18 protein-coding genes are annotated in these 17,410 nt (G+C 74.0%); 13 read left to right on the top strand and 5 right to left on the bottom strand.

The window, feature by feature from the left end; translation table 11 throughout:
* The first annotated feature begins 1 nt into the window (after position 1).
* The 8 genes from ACYVDA_RS08805 (at position 2) to ACYVDA_RS08770 (ending at position 4,988) form a co-directional block, all read left to right on the top strand.
* Entirely contained in the window at positions 2 to 319 is a 318-nt protein-coding gene (locus ACYVDA_RS08805) for a hypothetical protein (RefSeq protein WP_460817328.1), read from the top strand.
* Positions 320 to 382: 63 nt separating this feature from the next.
* Positions 383 to 559 (top strand): DUF2273 domain-containing protein, encoded by a 177-nt coding sequence (locus ACYVDA_RS08800; RefSeq protein ID WP_460817326.1) that lies wholly within the window; start codon positions 383 to 385, stop codon positions 557 to 559.
* Positions 552 to 944: an Asp23/Gls24 family envelope stress response protein gene (locus ACYVDA_RS08795; protein WP_460817324.1), complete on the top strand. Its 393-nt coding sequence runs from the start codon at positions 552 to 554 to the stop codon at positions 942 to 944. The genes ACYVDA_RS08800 and ACYVDA_RS08795 overlap by 8 nt, the downstream gene beginning before the upstream one ends.
* 10 nt (positions 945 to 954) lie before the next feature.
* Positions 955 to 1,554, top strand: a complete 600-nt coding sequence (locus ACYVDA_RS08790) for a hypothetical protein (RefSeq protein WP_460817321.1) — start codon at positions 955 to 957, stop codon at positions 1,552 to 1,554.
* Positions 1,554 to 2,120, top strand: a complete 567-nt coding sequence (locus ACYVDA_RS08785) for a hypothetical protein (protein ID WP_460817318.1) — start codon at positions 1,554 to 1,556, stop codon at positions 2,118 to 2,120. The genes ACYVDA_RS08790 and ACYVDA_RS08785 overlap by 1 nt, the downstream gene beginning before the upstream one ends.
* A gap of 104 nt (positions 2,121 to 2,224) precedes the next feature.
* On the top strand, positions 2,225 to 2,398 hold the full coding sequence (locus tag ACYVDA_RS08780; RefSeq protein WP_460817315.1) for a CsbD family protein: 174 nt from the start codon (positions 2,225 to 2,227) through the stop codon (positions 2,396 to 2,398).
* A 147-nt stretch (positions 2,399 to 2,545) separates the two neighbouring features.
* The gene (locus ACYVDA_RS08775; RefSeq protein ID WP_460817312.1) at positions 2,546 to 3,199 is read left to right on the top strand and encodes a response regulator; all 654 of its coding nucleotides are present in this window, start codon (positions 2,546 to 2,548) and stop codon (positions 3,197 to 3,199) included.
* A 112-nt stretch (positions 3,200 to 3,311) separates the two neighbouring features.
* Positions 3,312 to 4,988 (top strand): sensor histidine kinase, encoded by a 1,677-nt coding sequence (locus ACYVDA_RS08770; protein WP_460817308.1) that lies wholly within the window; start codon positions 3,312 to 3,314, stop codon positions 4,986 to 4,988.
* A 238-nt stretch (positions 4,989 to 5,226) separates the two neighbouring features.
* Here the strand turns inward: ACYVDA_RS08770 and ACYVDA_RS08765 are convergent, their stop codons facing one another.
* Entirely contained in the window at positions 5,227 to 6,492 is a 1,266-nt protein-coding gene (locus ACYVDA_RS08765) for an LssY C-terminal domain-containing protein (protein ID WP_460817306.1), read from the bottom strand.
* Between the two features lie 70 nt (positions 6,493 to 6,562).
* Here ACYVDA_RS08765 and lysX point away from each other — a divergent pair, with 70 nt between their 5' ends.
* On the top strand, positions 6,563 to 9,934 hold the full coding sequence (gene lysX, locus ACYVDA_RS08760; RefSeq protein ID WP_460817303.1) for a bifunctional lysylphosphatidylglycerol synthetase/lysine--tRNA ligase LysX: 3,372 nt from the start codon (positions 6,563 to 6,565) through the stop codon (positions 9,932 to 9,934).
* Here the strand turns inward: lysX and ACYVDA_RS08755 are convergent.
* The 3 genes from ACYVDA_RS08755 to ACYVDA_RS08745 all read right to left on the bottom strand — a co-directional run bounded on the left by ACYVDA_RS08755 (position 9,931) and on the right by ACYVDA_RS08745 (position 12,811).
* Positions 9,931 to 10,698, bottom strand: a complete 768-nt coding sequence (locus ACYVDA_RS08755) for a COG4705 family protein (protein ID WP_460817302.1) — start codon at positions 10,696 to 10,698, stop codon at positions 9,931 to 9,933. The two genes, lysX and ACYVDA_RS08755, sit on opposite strands and share 4 nt — an antisense overlap.
* A gap of 117 nt (positions 10,699 to 10,815) precedes the next feature.
* The gene (locus ACYVDA_RS08750; protein ID WP_460817299.1) at positions 10,816 to 11,619 is read right to left on the bottom strand and encodes a hypothetical protein; all 804 of its coding nucleotides are present in this window, start codon (positions 11,617 to 11,619) and stop codon (positions 10,816 to 10,818) included.
* A 715-nt stretch (positions 11,620 to 12,334) separates the two neighbouring features.
* Positions 12,335 to 12,811 carry a hypothetical protein gene (locus tag ACYVDA_RS08745; protein WP_460817296.1) on the bottom strand — a complete coding sequence of 159 codons (477 nt, stop codon included), beginning with the start codon at positions 12,809 to 12,811 and terminating at the stop codon, positions 12,335 to 12,337.
* A gap of 85 nt (positions 12,812 to 12,896) precedes the next feature.
* On the opposite strand from ACYVDA_RS08745, the gene ACYVDA_RS08740 reads away from it, so the two are divergent.
* On the top strand, positions 12,897 to 13,244 hold the full coding sequence (locus ACYVDA_RS08740) for a hypothetical protein (protein ID WP_460817294.1): 348 nt from the start codon (positions 12,897 to 12,899) through the stop codon (positions 13,242 to 13,244).
* Here the strand turns inward: ACYVDA_RS08740 and trhA are convergent.
* Positions 13,229 to 13,981: a PAQR family membrane homeostasis protein TrhA gene (gene trhA, locus ACYVDA_RS08735; RefSeq protein WP_460817291.1), complete on the bottom strand. Its 753-nt coding sequence runs from the start codon at positions 13,979 to 13,981 to the stop codon at positions 13,229 to 13,231. The genes ACYVDA_RS08740 and trhA overlap by 16 nt on opposite strands.
* 86 nt (positions 13,982 to 14,067) lie before the next feature.
* Here trhA and ACYVDA_RS08730 point away from each other — a divergent pair, with 86 nt between their 5' ends.
* From ACYVDA_RS08730 to ACYVDA_RS08720, 3 genes are all read left to right on the top strand, one after another.
* Positions 14,068 to 14,844, top strand: a complete 777-nt coding sequence (locus tag ACYVDA_RS08730) for an isoprenyl transferase (protein ID WP_460817289.1) — start codon at positions 14,068 to 14,070, stop codon at positions 14,842 to 14,844.
* A gap of 282 nt (positions 14,845 to 15,126) precedes the next feature.
* Complete coding sequence (locus ACYVDA_RS08725; protein ID WP_460817286.1) at positions 15,127 to 16,500, top strand: PhoH family protein; 1,374 nt, start codon at positions 15,127 to 15,129, stop codon at positions 16,498 to 16,500.
* A 228-nt stretch (positions 16,501 to 16,728) separates the two neighbouring features.
* Positions 16,729 to 17,394 (top strand): aggregation-promoting factor C-terminal-like domain-containing protein, encoded by a 666-nt coding sequence (locus ACYVDA_RS08720; RefSeq protein WP_460817283.1) that lies wholly within the window; start codon positions 16,729 to 16,731, stop codon positions 17,392 to 17,394.
* Positions 17,395 to 17,410: the final 16 nt, after the last annotated feature.

Here is a 17,410-nt window from a genome sequence, read left to right as displayed (position 1 = left end):
CGTGGGCTGGGGAGGGCCGGTCGAGCCGTCGCTGCGTCAGCAGTGGCGGGCCGACCGGCGCGCCGTCCTCCTGGCCCACCACCCCGACCGCGGGGGCGACCCGGCCCGCATGCAGGACGAGCTGGCCCGGGTCGACCAGCGCTACGCCGACCGCGAGGTCGGGGCCGCGGCCCAGGTCGCCCTGGACCCACCGGGTCCCTGGCAGCCGGTCGCCCGTGGCCTGCGCCGCGCCCGGGGAGCCGTACGTCGCTCCGCCCGCGGCGCCCGGGCCCGGCTGCCTCCGGGCTGGCCGGGACACCGCCGCTACCTCGACCTCTGACCCGCAGATCACCCGCACCACACCCGAACGAACCCCGCCCACCCCACAGCCCCAGGAGTCACCATGACCACCTCCACCATCGGACTCATCGCCGGCCTCCTGCTGGCCATCGCCGCCGCCGCCGGCGGCTTCGTCGGCTTCCTGATCGCGCTGGTCCTCGGCGCGGCCGGCTACGTGATCGGCGGCCACTTCGACGGGGAGCTCGACCTGTCCCAGATCGTGCGGCGCGACCGTGGCTGAGGTCGACGAGGGCGCCGCGACCCCGGGAGGCGGGCTCCCCGCTCCCGAGGACCGTGGTCGCACCTCGATCGCGGACAAGGTGGTCGAGCGGATCGCCTCCATCGCCACCGGTGAGGTCGAGGGCGCCACCGACACCCGCAGCGGACTGCTGCGCGCGGTGCGGGGCGGCCTGCCGCACGCCGAGGCCGTCGTGGCCGGCGGCACCTCGCGGATCAAGGTGGAGGTCGCGGCCACCTGGCCGACGCCCCTGAGCCGGCTGGCCACCCAGGTCCGCGAGCACGTCTCCGAGCGCGTGGCCACGCTGACCGGGGTGACCGTGACCGCGGTCGACGTCACCGTGGCCGACGTGGTCCACGTCGAGACCGCCCACCGACGAGTGCAGTGAGGAGCCACCGATGAGCACCACGACCAACGACACCGGGTCCCACCCCGCGTCGCCCGAGACGCCCGTGCTGAGGGCCGCCAAGGCCCCGGTCGGGGTCGGCAGCGCCCCCCTCGTGGCCCAGCTGCTCGCCCTGCTGCTGATCGCGCTCGGCGTGGTCGGCGTCCAGGAGGCGCTGGTCCGCACCGGCGCGATCCAGGGGTCGTCCTGGACCGGGGCGGTCGTCAAGGCCGTCGACGGGACGAAGTGGACCGACCCGCTCGTCCTCGCCGTCGGCATCGTCGCGGTGGTGGTGGGTCTCCTGCTGCTGCCCGTGGGGCTGCTGCGCCGTCCCCGGCGCTCGGTGGCGCTGCAGGCCGAGACCGGCGTCCACCTGCGCACCAAGGACCTGGCCAAGATCGCCTCGTCCGCGGTCGAGGGCGCCGACGCCGTCACCGACGTGCACGTCGACGCCACGTCGCGCTCGATGAAGGTCCGCGCCACGACCGTGGCGAGCAAGGACCGCAACGTCGAGATCGCCAAGGACCTCGAGCAGCGCCTGGCCGCCAGCCTCGACGCCGTGGAGAACACCCCGCGCACCAAGGTCTACATCCGGAACGAGGACCTCTCATGATGAGCCGACTCACCTTCGCCATCGACCGTGTCGTCACCCTGCTGGTGGCCCTGCTGCTGATCGCCCTGGGCGCTGGTGCGCTCTGGACCTGGAGCGGTCGCGGCCCGGTCACCGGCACCCTGCGCACCAGCTCGGCCACCGACCTGGTGGGCCAGGCCTGGTGGCCCTGGGCCAGCGCCGTGGTCGGCGTGCTCCTGGTCCTGCTGGGCCTGCGCTGGATCGCGGCGCACCTCAACCGCCAGAACGTCGCGCGGCTCCACCTGCGCGGCTCCGGCTCGGGCGGTCGCCTCGACGTGAACGCCTCGAAGGTCGCCGGCGCCGCGGCGGACGCCTTCTCCGACACCCTCGGGGTGCGCAGCGCCCGTGGTGTCGTGGTCCGCGACCGCGGCCAGCTGGTCGCCCGTCTCACCGCCACCATCGAGCCCGAGGCCGACCTGGCCCTGCTGGCCCGCCAGGCCGACCTGGTCTCGGCGCAGCTGGCCCAGGTGCTCGAGCGCGACGACCTGCGCTGCAGCGTGCAGCTCAAGGTCGCCTCCCTGTCCCGCAGCCTTCCACGGGTGCGCTGAGGACGACGTCGGGAGCTCTTTCCCGAGCGTTCTCGTGGACATCACCCACGGAGTTGGGTGGGTCCACAAGACTGGTAGACAATCCCCAACCGAGAGGAACCACCATGGGTATCGCAGACAAGGCCTCGAACAAGGCCGAGGAGCTCAAGGGCAAGGCCAAGGAGGTCGTCGGCAACGTGACCAACGACGACGAGCTCAAGGCGGAGGGCAAGGCCGAGCAGGGCAAGTCCAACGTCAAGCAGGCCGGCGAGAACGTCAAGGACGCCTTCAAGAGCTGATCGAGAGTCGCGCCCGGCCCGTCCGGGAGACCGTGGGGACCCCGTGCCGGCGGCACGGGGTCCTCGTGCGTCCGGGGGCCGGCGGTCCCGCGTCGCCGGGACCAGCGACAGGTCCCCTCCGGGCCCCCGACCGCCTATCGTCGGCCCATGGACGACGTCACGCCCTCTCCGATCCGCGTCTACCTGCTCGACGACCACGAGATCGTGCGCCGCGGGATCCGCGACCTGCTCGAGAGCGAGGGCGACATCGTGGTCGTGGGAGAGTCCGGCCTCGCCGCCGAGGCGGCTCGCAGGATCCCCGCCCTGCGCGTGGACGTGGCCATCCTCGACGGCCGGCTGCCGGACGGCTCGGGGGTGGAGGTCTGCCGTGAGGTCCGGTCGCGCGAGCCCAGGATCGCGGCGCTGATCCTGACGTCGTACGACGACGACGAGGCGCTGTTCTCCGCCATCATGGCCGGCGCCTCGGGCTACGTCCTGAAGCAGGTCCGCGGCCACGACCTCGTCGACACGGTGCGTCGGGTCGCCGCCGGGCAGTCGCTGCTCGACCCCGCCGTGACCGCCCAGGTCCTCGACCGGCTCCGGCGCGGCCCCGAGACCGACCCGGCGGTGGAGGCCCTCACCCCGCAGGAGCGCCGCATCCTGGGCCTGATCGGCGAGGGCAAGACCAACCGCCAGATCGCCGAGGAGATGTTCCTGGCGGAGAAGACGATCAAGAACTACACCTCCAGCCTCTACGCCAAGCTGGGGCTGGCCAGCCGGACCCAGGCGGCGATCTTCGCGACCCGCCACCCCACCCTCTGAGGGTCCCGCCGACTTCCGCGTCCCCGGACCTTGGCCCGGAGCGGCCTGCGGTGGGAGGGTGAGGTCGTCCGACGGAGGAGACCGGGGGCCGCCCCGGGAAGGGGGCGCGTCCATGGCCCTCCAGCGCGCCGAGGACGGCCGTGACCAGCTCGACGAGGTCGCGCGCTGGGAGCTCCTGCTCGACGCCGTCGTCACGATGGGGGCCGACCTCTCGCTCGACGGACTGCTCCAGCGCATCGTGGCCGCGGCCCGGACGCTGGCCGGGGCGAGGTACGCCGCTCTCGGGGTGCTCGGTCCCGGGCCGGAGCGCCGGTTGCGCTCCTTCGTGCACCGGGGGATCGACCCCGAGCGCTCGGCCTCGATCGGCGACCTGCCGGCCGGTCACGGGCTGCTCGGCCAGATCTTCGAGCGGCCCGAGCCGCTGCGGCTCCACGACCTCGGCGAGCACCCCGCGTCGTACGGCTTCCCGCCGCACCACCCGCCGATGCACTCGTTCCTCGGGGTGCCCGTGCGCACGCGGGACCAGGTCTTCGGCAACCTCTACCTGACCGAGAAGGTGGGCGGCGGCGACTTCACCGAGCAGGACGAGCGCATCGTGATCGCGCTCGCCGCCGCGGCCGGCGTCGCGGTCGAGAACGCCACCCTGTACGCCGCGGCCCGGCGCGGCCAGCGCTGGATGGAGGCGACGGCCGAGATCACCACGCTGATCGCGGCCGCGCCCACCGACGCGGACGCCCTCCAGCTCGTGGCCGACCGCGCCCGCGACCTGGCCGGCGCCGAGGTGGTGTGGGTCGTGTCCGGCCCGGATCCTGCGTCGATGCAGTTCCGCGTCGTCTCCGGGGGCACGGTCGACCTGGTGCGGCTGGCCGAGCTCCCGCTGGACCGTTCGGTCGCGCGCGAGGTCGTCGAGTCGGGCGTGCCGCAGGTGCGCGAGCGCCTCCAGGACGACCCGCGCCAGCAGACCGCGCTCCGGCAGGTGCCGGGGTGGCCGGACCTGACCTCGGCGATGCTGCTGCCGCTGTCCGCCGCGACCGGGTGGACCGGGGTGCTGTGCCTGGGGTGGACCGACGCCCAGGCCGGCCGCGCCGCCGAGCTCGACCCCGCACTGCCGGCCGGCTTCGCCGAGCAGGCCGCGCTGAGCATCCAGCTGGCCCGCAGCCGGGCGCAGGCCCAGCAGCTGGCCGTCCTCAAGGACCGCGACCGGATCGGTCGCGACCTCCACGACCTGGTCATCCAGCGCCTGTTCGCCGTGGGCCTGTCCCTCCAGGGCGCGGCGCGGCTCTCGGAGTCCCCGGCGCTGACCCGTCGGGTGGAGCAGGCGGTCGACGACCTCGACGCCACCATCAAGGACATCCGGCGGACGATCTTCGAGCTGGGGACGGCCGAGGAGGCCGCCGACCTGCAGTCCGTGGTGACCCGCCTGGTCGAGCGGGCGGCGCACAGCCTCGGCGCCCGCCCGCGTCTGCTGCTCTCGGGCCCGATCCGCACCCGGGTGCCCCCGGACCTGGCGGCCGAGGTGGTGGCGGTGCTGACCGAGGCGCTGTCCAACCTGGTGCGCCACGCCCGGGCCGACCGGCTGGAGGTGTCGGTGTCCGTCGAGGACGGGCTGGTCGTCGAGGTGGTGGACAACGGCGTGGGCCTGCCCGAGCACGTGGTGGAGAGCGGGCTGTCCAACCTCCGCGAGCGCGCGCTCCGCCACGGCGGCACCCTCACCCTGTCGGTGCCCCCCGGCGGTGGCACCTGCCTGCGGTGGGCGGTCCCGCTCGCGCCCCTGCGGCCGGGCACCTGAGCGGTGGACCGGCGACGTGACCGGCGGCTGAGGCTGCGACCGGCGCACGCCGGGTCGGGACGCCTCAGGAGGAGAGCGGCACGACCGCGACCGGGCAGTCGGCGTGCTCGAGGATCGCCACCGAGACCTCGAGGCGTTCCTGCTCCCCGGTCCGAGGTGGCCTCGACGGACATCTCGGCACGATCGGTGGCCGCGAGCACGCTCCAGTAGCAGTGCGGGACCGTCAGCGGGCGCCCGGTCAGGCGCCGGCCGCGCGCTCGGCGGCCCGCTCGCGGGGGTAGGCGCGTGCCCGGCCGCTGCTCAGGGCCAGCATCACCAGGATGCTGAGCGTGACGGCGGGCAGCCCGTTTCCCAGGGTCGGACGAGGCCCGCCGGCGAGGTCGTTGACCAGGGCGTCGCCGATCAGCAGCGTGCTGTCGGCCAGCAGCAGCAGCCGGGCCCAGTCGCGGCCGCGCACCACCGCCACGGCCAGGCCGACGTCGACCAGGCCGGTGACGGCGAAGACCGCCACGGTGATCGCGACCGTGAGCGTGGAGGCGCCGGCGTCGACCAGGCTGTCGGCGCCCAAGGCGGTGGCCACGGTCGAGGCCAGGGCCGTCAGCCCGCGCAGGAGGGCGACCGCGCCCCCGAACAGGGTGGGGGCCGGTGCGCGCAGCAGGGACGGCACGTGCGGCCCCCGCTCGGGTGGGGCGGCCGGCAGGGCGGAGAGGTCGAGCACCGGCAGGGTCCCGTCGGTCACGATCCGGTCCCCGCCGCCGTTGCGCGAGTGGTAGCCGCTGGAGAAGTGCTCGATCCGGTGCACCGCGATCCCGGGCACCGAGCCGGTCAGGCTGGCCACGACGTGGTCGCGCTCGAGGTCGGTCTCGCGCTCGATCCGGTGGGTCACCTGGAAGGTCCACAGCGAGAGGCCGATCGCCCGGTCGTAGGTGCCGGCGGCGAGCCAGTCCACGGCGTACCCCCCGGGGAGGCGCCAGCCCTCGGGGCAGCGCCAGAACCGCACGTGGTGGCGCTTGGTGGGGCGGCCGTCGACCTCCTGCTGGAAGGCGAGGTCCTGCACCCGCCCGAACAGGTGCAGCGGGCTGACCGGTGCCTCGGGGTAGCTCCGGCGTCCCAGCACCGCCCGCACGATCCGCGCGCCGCTGGCCAGGGTCACCTCGTCGGCCTGCACCCACCCCGCCCCCTCCAGCGCGGCCCGCAGCTGGTCCTCGGTGCCGCGCAGGGCCAGGTTGACGGGGTCGCCGAGCAGGCCGTCGCTGGTGCGCGTGCGACCGATGAAGTAGTCGGGGACGTAGACGTAGGTCAGCACCCGGTGCAGCCGGGGGAGCAGCAGGTAGGCCACCAGCACCCAGAACGCCAGCAGCAGCACGAGCCGCCAGCCCGGGCCGGCGCCGGTGACCGGGACGAGCACGGCGAGCCAGGCCACGGCGAGGCCCGCGAGGACGAAGGCGACGGCGTCGACCACCTCGCGCACTCCTGCGCGCTCGCGGGGACGGGTGACGGGCACGGCCCCAGTGTGGAGCCTCGGGGTGGGGCGGTCATGGACCCGTCAGGATGGGACCGGTAGAAGGATGACCATGACCGTCATCCAGCAACCGCCGACCTCGGGTGTCGCACGGGGTCCGTCGGGTGCGCCGTGCGCCCCGGAGCCCGTGAAGGACGACCGGTGGCCCGACCGCAGCGCTGCACTCATGCTCGTGTTCGCCGGTCTCGTGTTCGTGGTGGCCGTCGTCGACCCGTGGCGTGACTACATGCAGCAGCGGGTCGACCCGATCAGCGCCGTGACCATCCCGCTGGTCCCCACCCTGGTCTACTCGGCGCTGCTGTTCGTGATGGCCGTCGGCCTGCGCCGCCGGCTGAGGGCCGCCTGGTGGCTGGTGATGCTCTGGTGGCTCGGCTTCCCCGAGGTGGCGCGGGCCGTCGACCTGGCCACCGGCCGGGGCACCGTGCCCGAGGCGGTCGGGCTGGTCCTGGCGGGCGCCGCGATGGTGGTGATGCTGCGCTTCCGCAAGCAGTGGTCGGTGCGACGCGTGCCCGGCAACTTCCGCCGCGCCCTGGCCGTCCTCCTGGTCGCGGGCGGCGCGGTCCTGGCCGTGGGGGTGGGCCTGGTGCTGTGGGTCGGTACCAGCGACGGCCCGGCTGATGCGGCCGTCTACACGCTCTCACGGCTGCTCGCCGACATCGGCCGCGAGGGGCTGCTGACCGACGCCCGGGCCCCGCTGGTGGTCCGGCTGTTCATCGGCATGTCCGGGGCCGCGGTGCTGCTGTGGTCCGCGGCGGTGCTCTTCCGGGCGCCCCGTCAGCTCTCCACCCCGACGCTCGAGGACGAGGCGCGGGTGCTGGCCATGGTCCGCGACTTCGGCGAGCACGACTCGCTGAGCTACTTCGCGACCCGGCGTGACAAGGCCGTGGTCTGGGACACCGGCGACGTCGCCACCGCCCGGGCCGGGGTCTCGCACCGCGTGATCGGGTCGGTCAGCCTGGCCTCCGGCAACCCGGTGGGCGACCCCCGGCACTGGGACGACGCCATCGTGGCCTGGCGGCGCGAGGCCCGCCACGCCGGTGTGTCGGTCGCGGTGATGGGGGCGGGGGAGACCGGTGCGGCGGCGTACGTCCGGGCCGGGCTGACCGCCCTCGACATCGGCGACGAGGCGATCCTCGACCTCGGCACCTTCTCGCTCAACGGGCCCGGCCTCAAGGCCGTGCGGCAGTCGGTGAGCCGGCTGCAGCGTCGCGGCTACACCACCGTGGTGCAGCGCCACGAGGCGCTGACCGGCGAGGACTTCGCCGTCCTCGGCGAGGCCGCCGGGCACTGGCGCGGCGACGGCGGCGACGAGCGCGGCTTCTCGATGGCCCTGGGGCGCCTGGGCGACCTCGTCGACGGCCAGTGCGTGATGGTCAGGGCGTACGACGCCACCGGACGCCTGCGCGGGTTCCTCAGCTTCGTGCCGTGGGGCCGCACGGGGCTCTCCCTGGACCTGATGCGGCGCGACCCGGCGGCCGACAACGGCCTGATCGAGCTGATGGTGGCCTCCCTGGCCGAGCACTCGGCGAGGCTGGGGGTAGGCCCGGTGTCGCTGAACTTCGCGATGTTCCGCGAGGCCTTCGAGCGCGGCGCCGAGATCGGGGCGGGGCCGATCGCCCGGCTGTGGCGCCGCGGGCTGGTGCTCGCCAGCCGCTCGTGGCAGCTGGAGTCGCTCTACCGCGCCAACGCGAAGTACCAGCCGGCCTGGCAGTCGCGCTTCGTGCTCTTCGAGTACACCTCCGACCTGCCGCGCGTCGGCACCGCCGCCGGCAGTGCCGAGGGATTCCTGACCAAGCCGTCGCTGGCCCGGATGCTGCGCCGCGCCGAGGGCGACGAGACCTTCGACCGGGCCACCCGCGAGCACGCCGAGCAGGTGCTCGCGCTCGTCCCGCCCCCGCCCGACGCCCTCGAGGAGGCGCTGGCCGGCCAGCGGCTGCCCGAGCAGGTGCGGGTGCGGCGGGCCAAGCTGGACCGCCTGCGTGCCGAGGGCATCGACCCCTACCCGGTCGGGGCGCCCCGCACGCACACGCTGGCCCAGGTGCGCGCGCTCGGCTGCACGCTGCTGCCGGGCCTGGCGCCCGACACCCGCTCCGGCACCGAGGTCAGCATCGCGGGGCGGCTGATGCTCAAGCGCGACCTCGGCGGGCTGGGCTTCGCGACCCTGCGCGACGGGTCCGGCGACCTCCAGGTGATGGTCGACGCCCGGGTGCTGGGGCAGGAGGGGCACCGGCTGTGGCAGGTCCTCGACCTCGGCGACCAGGTCTCGGTCACCGGTGAGGTCCTCACCACCCGGCGCGGCGAGCTGTCGGTCTGCGCGCGCGAGCTGGTGCTGACCAGCAAGTCGCTGCGCCCGCTGCCCGACAAGCACCGCGGCCTGACCGACCCCGAGGCGCGCGTGCGGCAGCGCTACGTCGACCTGATCGTGCGCCCCGAGGCCCGCGACGTGGCCCGGCTGCGCGCCGCCGTGGTGCGCAGCGTCCGCGACTCGTTGCACGCCCGCGGGTTCATGGAGGTCGAGACCCCCGTGCTCCAGCAGGTGCACGGCGGCGCGAACGCCCGTCCCTTCGAGACCCACGTCAATGCCTACGACCTCGACGTCTACCTCCGCATCGCCACCGAGCTGCACCTCAAGCGGCTGGTGGTCGGCGGGCTGGAGCAGGTCTTCGAGATCGGGCGGCAGTTCCGCAACGAGGGCGCGGACTTCAAGCACAACCCGGAGTTCACCTCGCTGGAGGTCTACGCGACCTACCAGGACTACGACAGCATGCGGGTGCTCACCCAGCAGGTGATCCAGGAGGCCGCCACCGCCGTGCACGGGTCACCGATGGCCCGCCGCGTCGGCGCCGACGGGCGCGTCACCGAGGTCGACCTGTCCGGTGAGTGGCCGGTGCTGACCGTGTGCGAGGCGGTCTCGCGGGCCCTGGGCGAGGAGGTCACCGCCGACACCCCCCGGGAGGCGCTGCTGGCCCACGCCGCCCGGATCGGGCTCGAGCTGGACCGGCATACGCCGTGGGGGACGGTGCTCGAGGGCATCTACGGCGACCTGTGCGAGGCCACCACGACCACGCCGGTCTTCTACACCGACTTCCCCAAGGAGAACGCCCCGCTCACGCGCGAGCACCGGCACGATCCGCGGCTGGCCGAGAAGTGGGACCTGGTCATGTTCGGTTCCGAGCAGGGCACGGCGTACAGCGAGCTCGTCGACCCCACCGAGCAGCGTCGCCGGCTGGTCCAGCAGTCGCTGCTGGCCGCGGCCGGCGACCCCGAGGCGATGCAGGTGGACGAGGACTTCCTGCAGGCCCTGGAGTACGGCATGCCACCCACCGGCGGCATGGGCCTGGGCATCGACCGGCTGGTGATGAACCTGACCGGGCTCGGGATCCGCGACACGATCCTGTTCCCGATCGTGCGGCCCGGGGGCTAGGCCGTCCGCTCGCTGCGGGCGACCCAGCCCACGAGCGCGGCGATCAGCACAAGCGAGACCAGGGTGACCACGCCGTCGCCGTACCCCAGCCCGCCGAGCTTGGCCTTGCCCAGCCAGTCGGCCACCGAGGCGCCCAGGGGGCGGGTCAGGACGTAGGCGGTCCAGAACGCGCCGACCTCGCCCAGGACGCGGACGCGGTGGAGCCCCCACGGGATCAGGATGGCGGCGCCGAACAGGACCGCGGACCACAGGTACCCCAGGTGGAAGGCGAACGCGGTCAGGTCACCGGCCGCGGTGCCGAGCGCGAAGGTGGCCAGCACCGTGGCCCAGTAGAAGAGCTCGCGACGACCGCCGACCACGCTGTGCACCGACAGGGTGCCCTCGCTGCGGTGCCACCAGACGAGGATGACGGCCACGGCGACGGCGTACCCGGCCGTGGTGAGCTGGAGCGGGATCCCGATCACGTGGACGGCGTCGGCCGCGACGGTGCCGAAGACCGCGACCATCGCCACGGCCGACCAGTAGGTCACCGCGTCGTACGCCGGGGCACGGAGCTGGCGGCGCAACGTGAAGGCGAGACCGCCCAGGCCGATCAGGACCGGCAGCACGATGCTGATCGAGACCAGCCAGTCGGAGGCCGCCTCGCCCATGCCGGTGGTCAGGATCTTGACCAGCCAGAACATCGCGGTGACGGCGGGGACCTTGACCGCGGCGGACCGGAGGGTGCGGTGGTCGTGGGTGGACGCGGGGGCGGGCGTGCTCATGGCGCTCCTGGGCGGTCGGGGGACGGGCACGGTGAGAGCGCCCGAGGAGGCCCCGGACGCTAGTGGCCCCGACCTGACAGGAGCCGGACTCGTCCCGCCGACCGGTGGACCCTCCGCTCAGGCGGTCTGCTGCCACACCAGGTCGAGCACGTGTCGCTCGGCGACGCCGCTGCTGGGGCGGCTCACCCCCGGCGGCCCCAGGCGGTGCGTGCCCCGGCCGTCGGTGACCAGGACGTAGCCGTGCGGGGTGGTCCAGACGGCTCGGCCGTCATCGAGTCGCAGCCGCCAGCCGGGGTGGTGGGTCTTGGCGCGGTGGGCGGTGCGTCCGACGTGGGCCAGGTTGGACACCCGGGTCTGCCGGGGTGGTCCGTGGGGGCGGTACGGCTCGGCGTGGTCGAGATCGGTGAGCCGGGAGCGACCGCTGGAGTGGGGGAACACGTCGGCGGGGCGCAGGAGGTGCACCCGCTCGGCGACCCGGGCCGGCACCTCGTAGCAGTCGGCGGCCACGTCGTCGGCCAGGTCGATGACCGGACGCAGGGTGACGTGGTGGTGGCCGAGGAGGTCCACGAGCTGGGCGCGGGTCAGGGCGCCGAGCTCCTCGGCGCGCGCGACCCGGGAGCCGGCTCCTGCCTCGTCGAGCAGCGACGGCGAGAGGTGGACGTGGGCGACGGCCCGCGGGCGGGTGCTGGCCGGCGGGGCGTCCCGGATGGCGGCCGCCACGACCTCCGGGTGGTCGTGCTCGCCGGAGCCGACCATCAGCTTGAGCGCTGCCAGCGGGTTGGCCAGCAGCCCGAGGGCCTCGCCGCGGAGCTGCTCGAGCGTGGGTGGTGCCCCGTCCGGAGCGGTGGACGCGACGTCGGGGCAGCCGTGCGTGGCGAGCAGGTGGGCGAGGTGGTCCAGCGTGGCCCAGGTCTGGCGCACGGCCTGGACGGGGCCACGGGCGACCAGGGTCTGCAGGCCGTGCTCCCCGTTGCCGTCGGTCGGGTGAGCCAGACCCCCTGCCGGGTGCGGCGCTCGGCCGCCCGTACGTCGGCGGCCTCCGGGGCGGCCTCGACCGCCCGGGCCGCGGCGAGGTCGAGCAGCCGGCCCGTCGGCAGGGTGGCCAGCGCCGGGGCCAGGGCCGCGTCGACCTCGGCGGCCCCACGGGCGTCCAGCGGCCGGGTGGCGGACGCGATCTTGCGGGCCACCCACAGCTCGAGGTCGCCGCCGAGCAGCGTCGACCAGGTCCTCGGGAGCCGGCGCGCGAGGTCGACGACGTCGGACATCAGGGCCCGTGCGGCCAGCGGGTGGACCCGCAGGACCACGGCGAGCTCAGTGTCGCAGAAGGGCTCGGCGTGGATCTCGGCCGCCCCCAGCGACAGGGTGCCGACACCGGGGGAGTCCAGCAAGCCAGCCTGCGTCGGGTCACCGGCGTCGAGGGCGTGGGCCTCGACCCAGGCCAGGACGTGCTCGGCACGCCGGGCCTCGACGCGACGACTCTCGGTCACGCCCGCGTCCACCAGCGCGAGCAGCTCCGCGGTGCGGGCCGTCGTCGGACGTGGGGACCCGGGCATGCCCTGATCCTACGTCGAACAGGTGTTCGAATACAAGACCAGGATGTGGCATGCTCCGGCCTGTGAGGGCGGGCCGAGCATCCTCAGCCGACCCGGTCCCGATCGGTCAGCCGGGTGTGGTGGGTGAGGTACGGCGTGACGTCGCACTCGCGGCCGTTGGGGTAGAAGTGGTCGAACTCGAACCTCTCGGTCCGGCGCACGACGACGGTCCCGTCGACCGCCACCCCGCGGACCTCGAGGCGCGACGTGGCGTCCGGGTCCCACCCGTCCCCGAGGCCGTCGAGGGCGACGAACGACGAGGTCTCGCCCGGATCCTGCGGCGTCGCCGGGATGCTCGTGCGGCCGCAGCGGTCGCCCTGGCACAGCTCGAGCCGGAGCGAGGTCAGCGACGCCCGGAGCGTCGGGGCCACCGCGATGCTGAGAGCGCTGCTGCCGCCCATCAGCGTGCAGGCCTGGTCGAGCCTGGCCGAGCAGGCGCTCGTGCCGAGGAGCAGCGCGAGCCCGGCCACCGCGCGCCGGGGGAGCACGGTGAGGGAGCGACGATCTCCGGTCCTGGCCACGTCACCTGGGACGGCCGTGCGCGGCGTCCGGTTCCCTGCGGCGGTCCACCGCGCCGCGGACGGGCGGGTCCGCTACGTTCCACGGGTGAGCTCTGTCGCGGACGCCCTGGTCGGCCTGGCCCTGCCGGGTGTCCCCGTGCTCGCCCTGGTGAGCTGCGTGCTCCTCGTCGTGACGCGTCAGCCGCGAGCGGTGAGGTGGGGTGCCGTGGTCCTGGGGGTCGTCCTCCTCGCGGCCCTGGCGACGTACGCCGTCCTGTGGGGACGCACCTTCGACGCGCTCGACGCCGGGCGCCCGGTGTCCAGCGGCCTCGAGCGGGCCCAGGACGTCCTGCTCGTGGTCGGAGCCGCGACGGTGCTCGGCCTGCTGGCCCTGCTGTGCGCGCGGGTCCTCGCGGAACGGCGTGCGGACGGGCGCGGTCAGCGCAGCTGGTAGGTCGCGATGCTGGCGGCGATGTAGTGGCAGGTGAAGGCCGCGATCGTCAGGGTGTGGAAGACCTCGTGGAAGCCGAACCAGGTCGGGAACGGGTCGGGCCGCTTCAGGCCGTAGACCAGCCCGCCCAGGGTGTAGAGCCCGCCGCCCACCGCGATCAGGGTGATCACCGCGGTGCCGCCCGAGGCGAAGTCGCCCGCGTAGAAGATCGCCACCCAGCCGAGAGCGGCGTAGATCGGGGTGTAGATCCAGCGGGGCGCGTCGGTCCAGAAGATCCGGAACAGCACGCCCAGGATCGCGCCGGTCCACACCACCGTCAGCAGCCCGACGCGCTCGGAGCCGCGCAGCAGGATCAGCGTGAAGGGGGTGTAGGAGCCGGCGATCAGCAAGAAGATGTTGGAGTGGTCGAAGCGCCGCAGGAAGGCCCACGTGCGCGGTGACCAGGTGCCGCGGTGGTAGATCGCCGAGACGGTGAAGAGCAGCAGCGCGGTCGCGGCGAAGACCGCCGACCCGATGCGGGTCAGGGTGTTCGGGGACAGGCAGATCAGCACGATGCCGGCGGCCAGCGCGAGCGGCGAGGTGCCGGCGTGCAGCCAGCCGCGCAGCTTCGGCTTGACGTCCTGCTTGACCTCGCGGACCCGCTCGGAGACGCGTTCGACGCCCTCGCTGAGGCGCTCTGCCGCCCGCTCGGGCACGCGGCCGCGGGAGCCGCGCGAGGGCAGGGGCTGGTCTGGGGCCATGGGGGACAAGGTACGCGTCCACGGCGAACCGCCGGAAACTCTGAGGGAGGGATCACAGGGACCCGGCGCGAGTACAGTCGCCTGTCGTGGCGGACTGGAGACGAGCGGCGCGGCGGGTGCTCTACCCGGCGTACGAGGCCCGGGTCGCCCGACGCCTCGACCACGACCGCGTCCCCAAGCACGTCGGCGTGATGCTCGACGGCAACCGCCGCTGGGCGCGCGCCGTGGGCACCGACACCGCCCAAGGGCATCGTGCGGGGGCGGCCAACATCGAGCCGCTGCTCGGCTGGTGCGAGGAGATCGGCGTCGAGGTGGTGACGCTGTGGCTGCTCTCCACCGACAACCTCAACCGGCCCGCCGCGGAGCTCGAGCCCCTGCTCGGGATCATCGGCGACGCCGTGGAGACGTTGGCGTCGGAGGGGCGCTGGCGGCTGCACCCCGTGGGGGCGCTGGACCTGCTGCCCCCGACCGTGGCCGCGCGGCTGAAGGAGGCCGAGGAGGCCACCCGCGACGTCGACGGGCTCCTGGTCAACATCGCCGTGGGGTACGGCGGTCGCCGCGAGATCGCCGACGCCGTCCGCTCGCTGCTGCACGAGCACGCGGCCCGCGGGACCAGCCTGGAGGACCTCGCCGAGGCCCTCGACGTCGAGCACATCGCCGAGCACCTCTACACCAAGGGCCAGCCCGACCCCGACCTGGTGATCCGCACCAGCGGCGAGCAGCGCCTGGGCGGCTTCCTGCTGTGGCAGAGCGCCCAGAGCGAGTTCTACTTCTGCGAGGCCTACTGGCCCGACTTCCGGCGCGTGGACTTCCTCCGCGCCGTCCGGGCGTACGCCGAGCGCGAGCGCCGCTTCGGTGCCTGAGCCCTCCGAGGGCAGGTCGCCCGGGGCGACCCCCTCCCGCACGACACACGACGTTCACACGACGTCCTGGCGTGTCGCCCCCGACGGCTCGTGGCGCAGTCGTACGTTGCCGGTGTCGGTCCGCGGGGAAGCGGACGGATACCAGGAGGGCGAAGCTCGTGAGAGATCACGACCACTGCACCACCGGAGGTCAGCACTCTGACCCCCGGCGCCGTTCCCGGTCCGAGCACACCAGCTAACGGACCGGGCGCTGAGTGCGCGCACGGTCACAAGGGGATCCACGTGGCACCAGCGACGCACACGGCCGCCCAGCAGGACCGGACCGGCACCCAGCACGACGAGGTCCCCGGGGAGGTCGGTGCCCGGCGCACCTACGTCCTCGACACCTCGGTCCTGCTCGCCGACCCGGCGGCGATCCGCCGCTTCGAGGAGCACGAGGTCGTGCTCCCCGTGGTGGTCATCACCGAGCTGGAGGGCAAGCGGCACCACCCCGAGCTCGGCTACTTCGCGCGCTCCGCGCTGCGGATGCTCGACGCGCTGCGCGTCGAGCACGGCCGTCTCGACACCCCGGTCCCGGTGGGGGAGGCGGGCGGCACGCTGCGGGTCGAGCTCAACCACACCGACGCCCAGTCGCTGCCCTCGGGCTTCCGGCTCGGCGACAACGACACGCGGATCCTGGCCGTGGCCTTCAACCTGGCGCAGGAGGGCCACCGGGTCACGCTCGTCTCCAAGGACCTGCCCCTGCGGATCAAGGCCTCGGCCGTCGGCCTGGACGCGGCGGAGTACCACTCCGAGCAGATCCACGAGTCCGACGCCGGCTGGACCGGCATGACCGAGGTCGACGTCACCGGCCAGGACCTCGACGAGCTGTACGACGACCACGTGCTCGAGCTCGACGAGGCCCGCGACCTGCCCTGCCACACCGGCCTGGTCCTGATGTCGGAGCGCGGCAGCGCGCTGGGCCGGGTGCACGCGGACAAGCGGGTCCACCTCGTGCGCGGGGACCGCGAGGCGTTCGGCATCCACGGTCGCTCGGCCGAGCAGCGGATCGCGCTCGACCTGCTCCTGGACCCCGAGGTCGGCATCGTCTCCCTGGGCGGCCGGGCCGGCACGGGCAAGTCGGCGCTGGCGCTGTGCGCCGGTCTGGAGACCGTGCTCGAGCGGCGGCAGCACAAGAAGGTCGTGGTGTTCCGGCCCCTGTTCGCGGTCGGGGGCCAGGAGCTCGGCTACCTGCCCGGCAACGAGTCGGAGAAGATGTCGCCCTGGGGTCAGGCGGTCTTCGACACCCTCGGTGCGGTGACGACGCCCGACGTGGTCGAGGAGGTGCTCGACCGGGGCATGCTCGAGGTGCTGCCGCTGACCCACATCCGGGGCCGGTCGCTCCACGACGCGTTCGTGATCGTCGACGAGGCGCAGTCCCTGGAGCGCAACGTGCTGCTCACCGTGCTCTCGCGGATGGGCGCCAACTCCAAGGTCGTGCTCACCCACGACGTCGCCCAGCGCGACAACCTGCGGGTGGGTCGCCACGACGGCATCGTCGCGGTGGTCGACCGGCTCAAGGGGCACCCGCTCTTCGCCCACGTCACCCTGACCCGGAGCGAGCGGTCGCCGATCGCGGCGCTGGTGACCGAGATGCTGGAGCACGTCACGATGTGATCCCTGGGGCGCCCGTGGTGCCCGTGACCGCTGTGGCTCCTGAGGCGGCTCCGGGCCACCAGGTGGCGGGCATCACGGCGCTGACCAGGTCGTTGAACTTGAAACTCGACCCCGAAGGGTGTTGTGGTGGGGACCTTCCCCCGCCCGCTCCGCACGGGTCTCGGCACCGTGTGCGTGTTCCATGAGCGTGGCTGACGTCCATGTCCTCCACCGTCTGGGTTACCTCACGTGTCGAAGCACCACGTCGCCAAGCACCGCAGCGCGCCCGAGAGCCGCTTGCGCCACCCCCACTGGCTGCGCCGCCAGGGCCTGCGAGGAGCACTGCTCCTGTCCGGGACCGCGGTCGCCGCCACCGGCGTCGCCGTCTCCGCCGGCGTCCTGACCGGCCCCGCGTCCGCCGGCGCCCCGGCCACCGCCGCCGCGGCGAGCCAGCCCACCTCGGCCGTGCAGCAGCTCGGTGCCGCGGAGCTGCGCGAGCGCCAGCAGCGCGTGTCGCGGTCCGAGGAGCGCCGTCCCGCGGTCGTCCCGGCCAAGAAGCGTGCCCTCGCCGGCGGTGCCGGCCGGTCCGCGACCCACACCCGCGACCTCTCCACGGCCGACCCCCGCACCATCGCCAAGTCGCTGCTGCCGCAGTTCGGCATGGACGCCTCGCAGTTCTCCTGCCTGGACAGCCTGTGGGTCGGGGAGTCCGACTGGGACGTGCACGCCGACAACCCCTCGTCGTCGGCGTACGGCATCCCGCAGGCGCTGCCCGGGTCCAAGATGGCCTCGGCCGGTCCGGACTGGGCCAACAACCCGGTGACCCAGATCAAGTGGGGCCTGGGGTACGTCAAGGCGCGCTACGGCAGCGCCTGCGCGGCGGAGTCGTTCAAGCTCGGCCACGGTTGGTACTGAGCCCTAGCCTGCTCCC

It is taken from the genome of Nocardioides korecus, assembly GCF_054778395.1.
Note: the sequence above shows the minus strand (reverse complement) of the source record. Positions and strands in the feature narration are given on the sequence as shown.

What these genes read in the sequence shown, in the direction of transcription:
- ACYVDA_RS08800 (WP_460817326.1), top strand. Translation starts at nt 383, where the DNA reads ATGACCACCTCCACCATCGGACTCATCGCCGGCCTCCTGCTGGCCATC.
- ACYVDA_RS08790 (WP_460817321.1), top strand. Translation starts at nt 955, where the DNA reads ATGAGCACCACGACCAACGACACCGGGTCCCACCCCGCGTCGCCCGAG.
- ACYVDA_RS08785 (WP_460817318.1), top strand. Translation starts at nt 1,554, where the DNA reads ATGAGCCGACTCACCTTCGCCATCGACCGTGTCGTCACCCTGCTGGTG.
- ACYVDA_RS08780 (WP_460817315.1), top strand. Translation starts at nt 2,225, where the DNA reads ATGGGTATCGCAGACAAGGCCTCGAACAAGGCCGAGGAGCTCAAGGGC.
- ACYVDA_RS08775 (WP_460817312.1), top strand. Translation starts at nt 2,546, where the DNA reads ATGGACGACGTCACGCCCTCTCCGATCCGCGTCTACCTGCTCGACGAC.
- ACYVDA_RS08770 (WP_460817308.1), top strand. Translation starts at nt 3,312, where the DNA reads ATGGCCCTCCAGCGCGCCGAGGACGGCCGTGACCAGCTCGACGAGGTC.
- lysX (WP_460817303.1), top strand. Translation starts at nt 6,563, where the DNA reads ATGACCGTCATCCAGCAACCGCCGACCTCGGGTGTCGCACGGGGTCCG.
- ACYVDA_RS08755 (WP_460817302.1), bottom strand. Translation starts at nt 10,698, where the DNA reads ATGAGCACGCCCGCCCCCGCGTCCACCCACGACCACCGCACCCTCCGG.
- trhA (WP_460817291.1), bottom strand. Translation starts at nt 13,981, where the DNA reads ATGGCCCCAGACCAGCCCCTGCCCTCGCGCGGCTCCCGCGGCCGCGTG.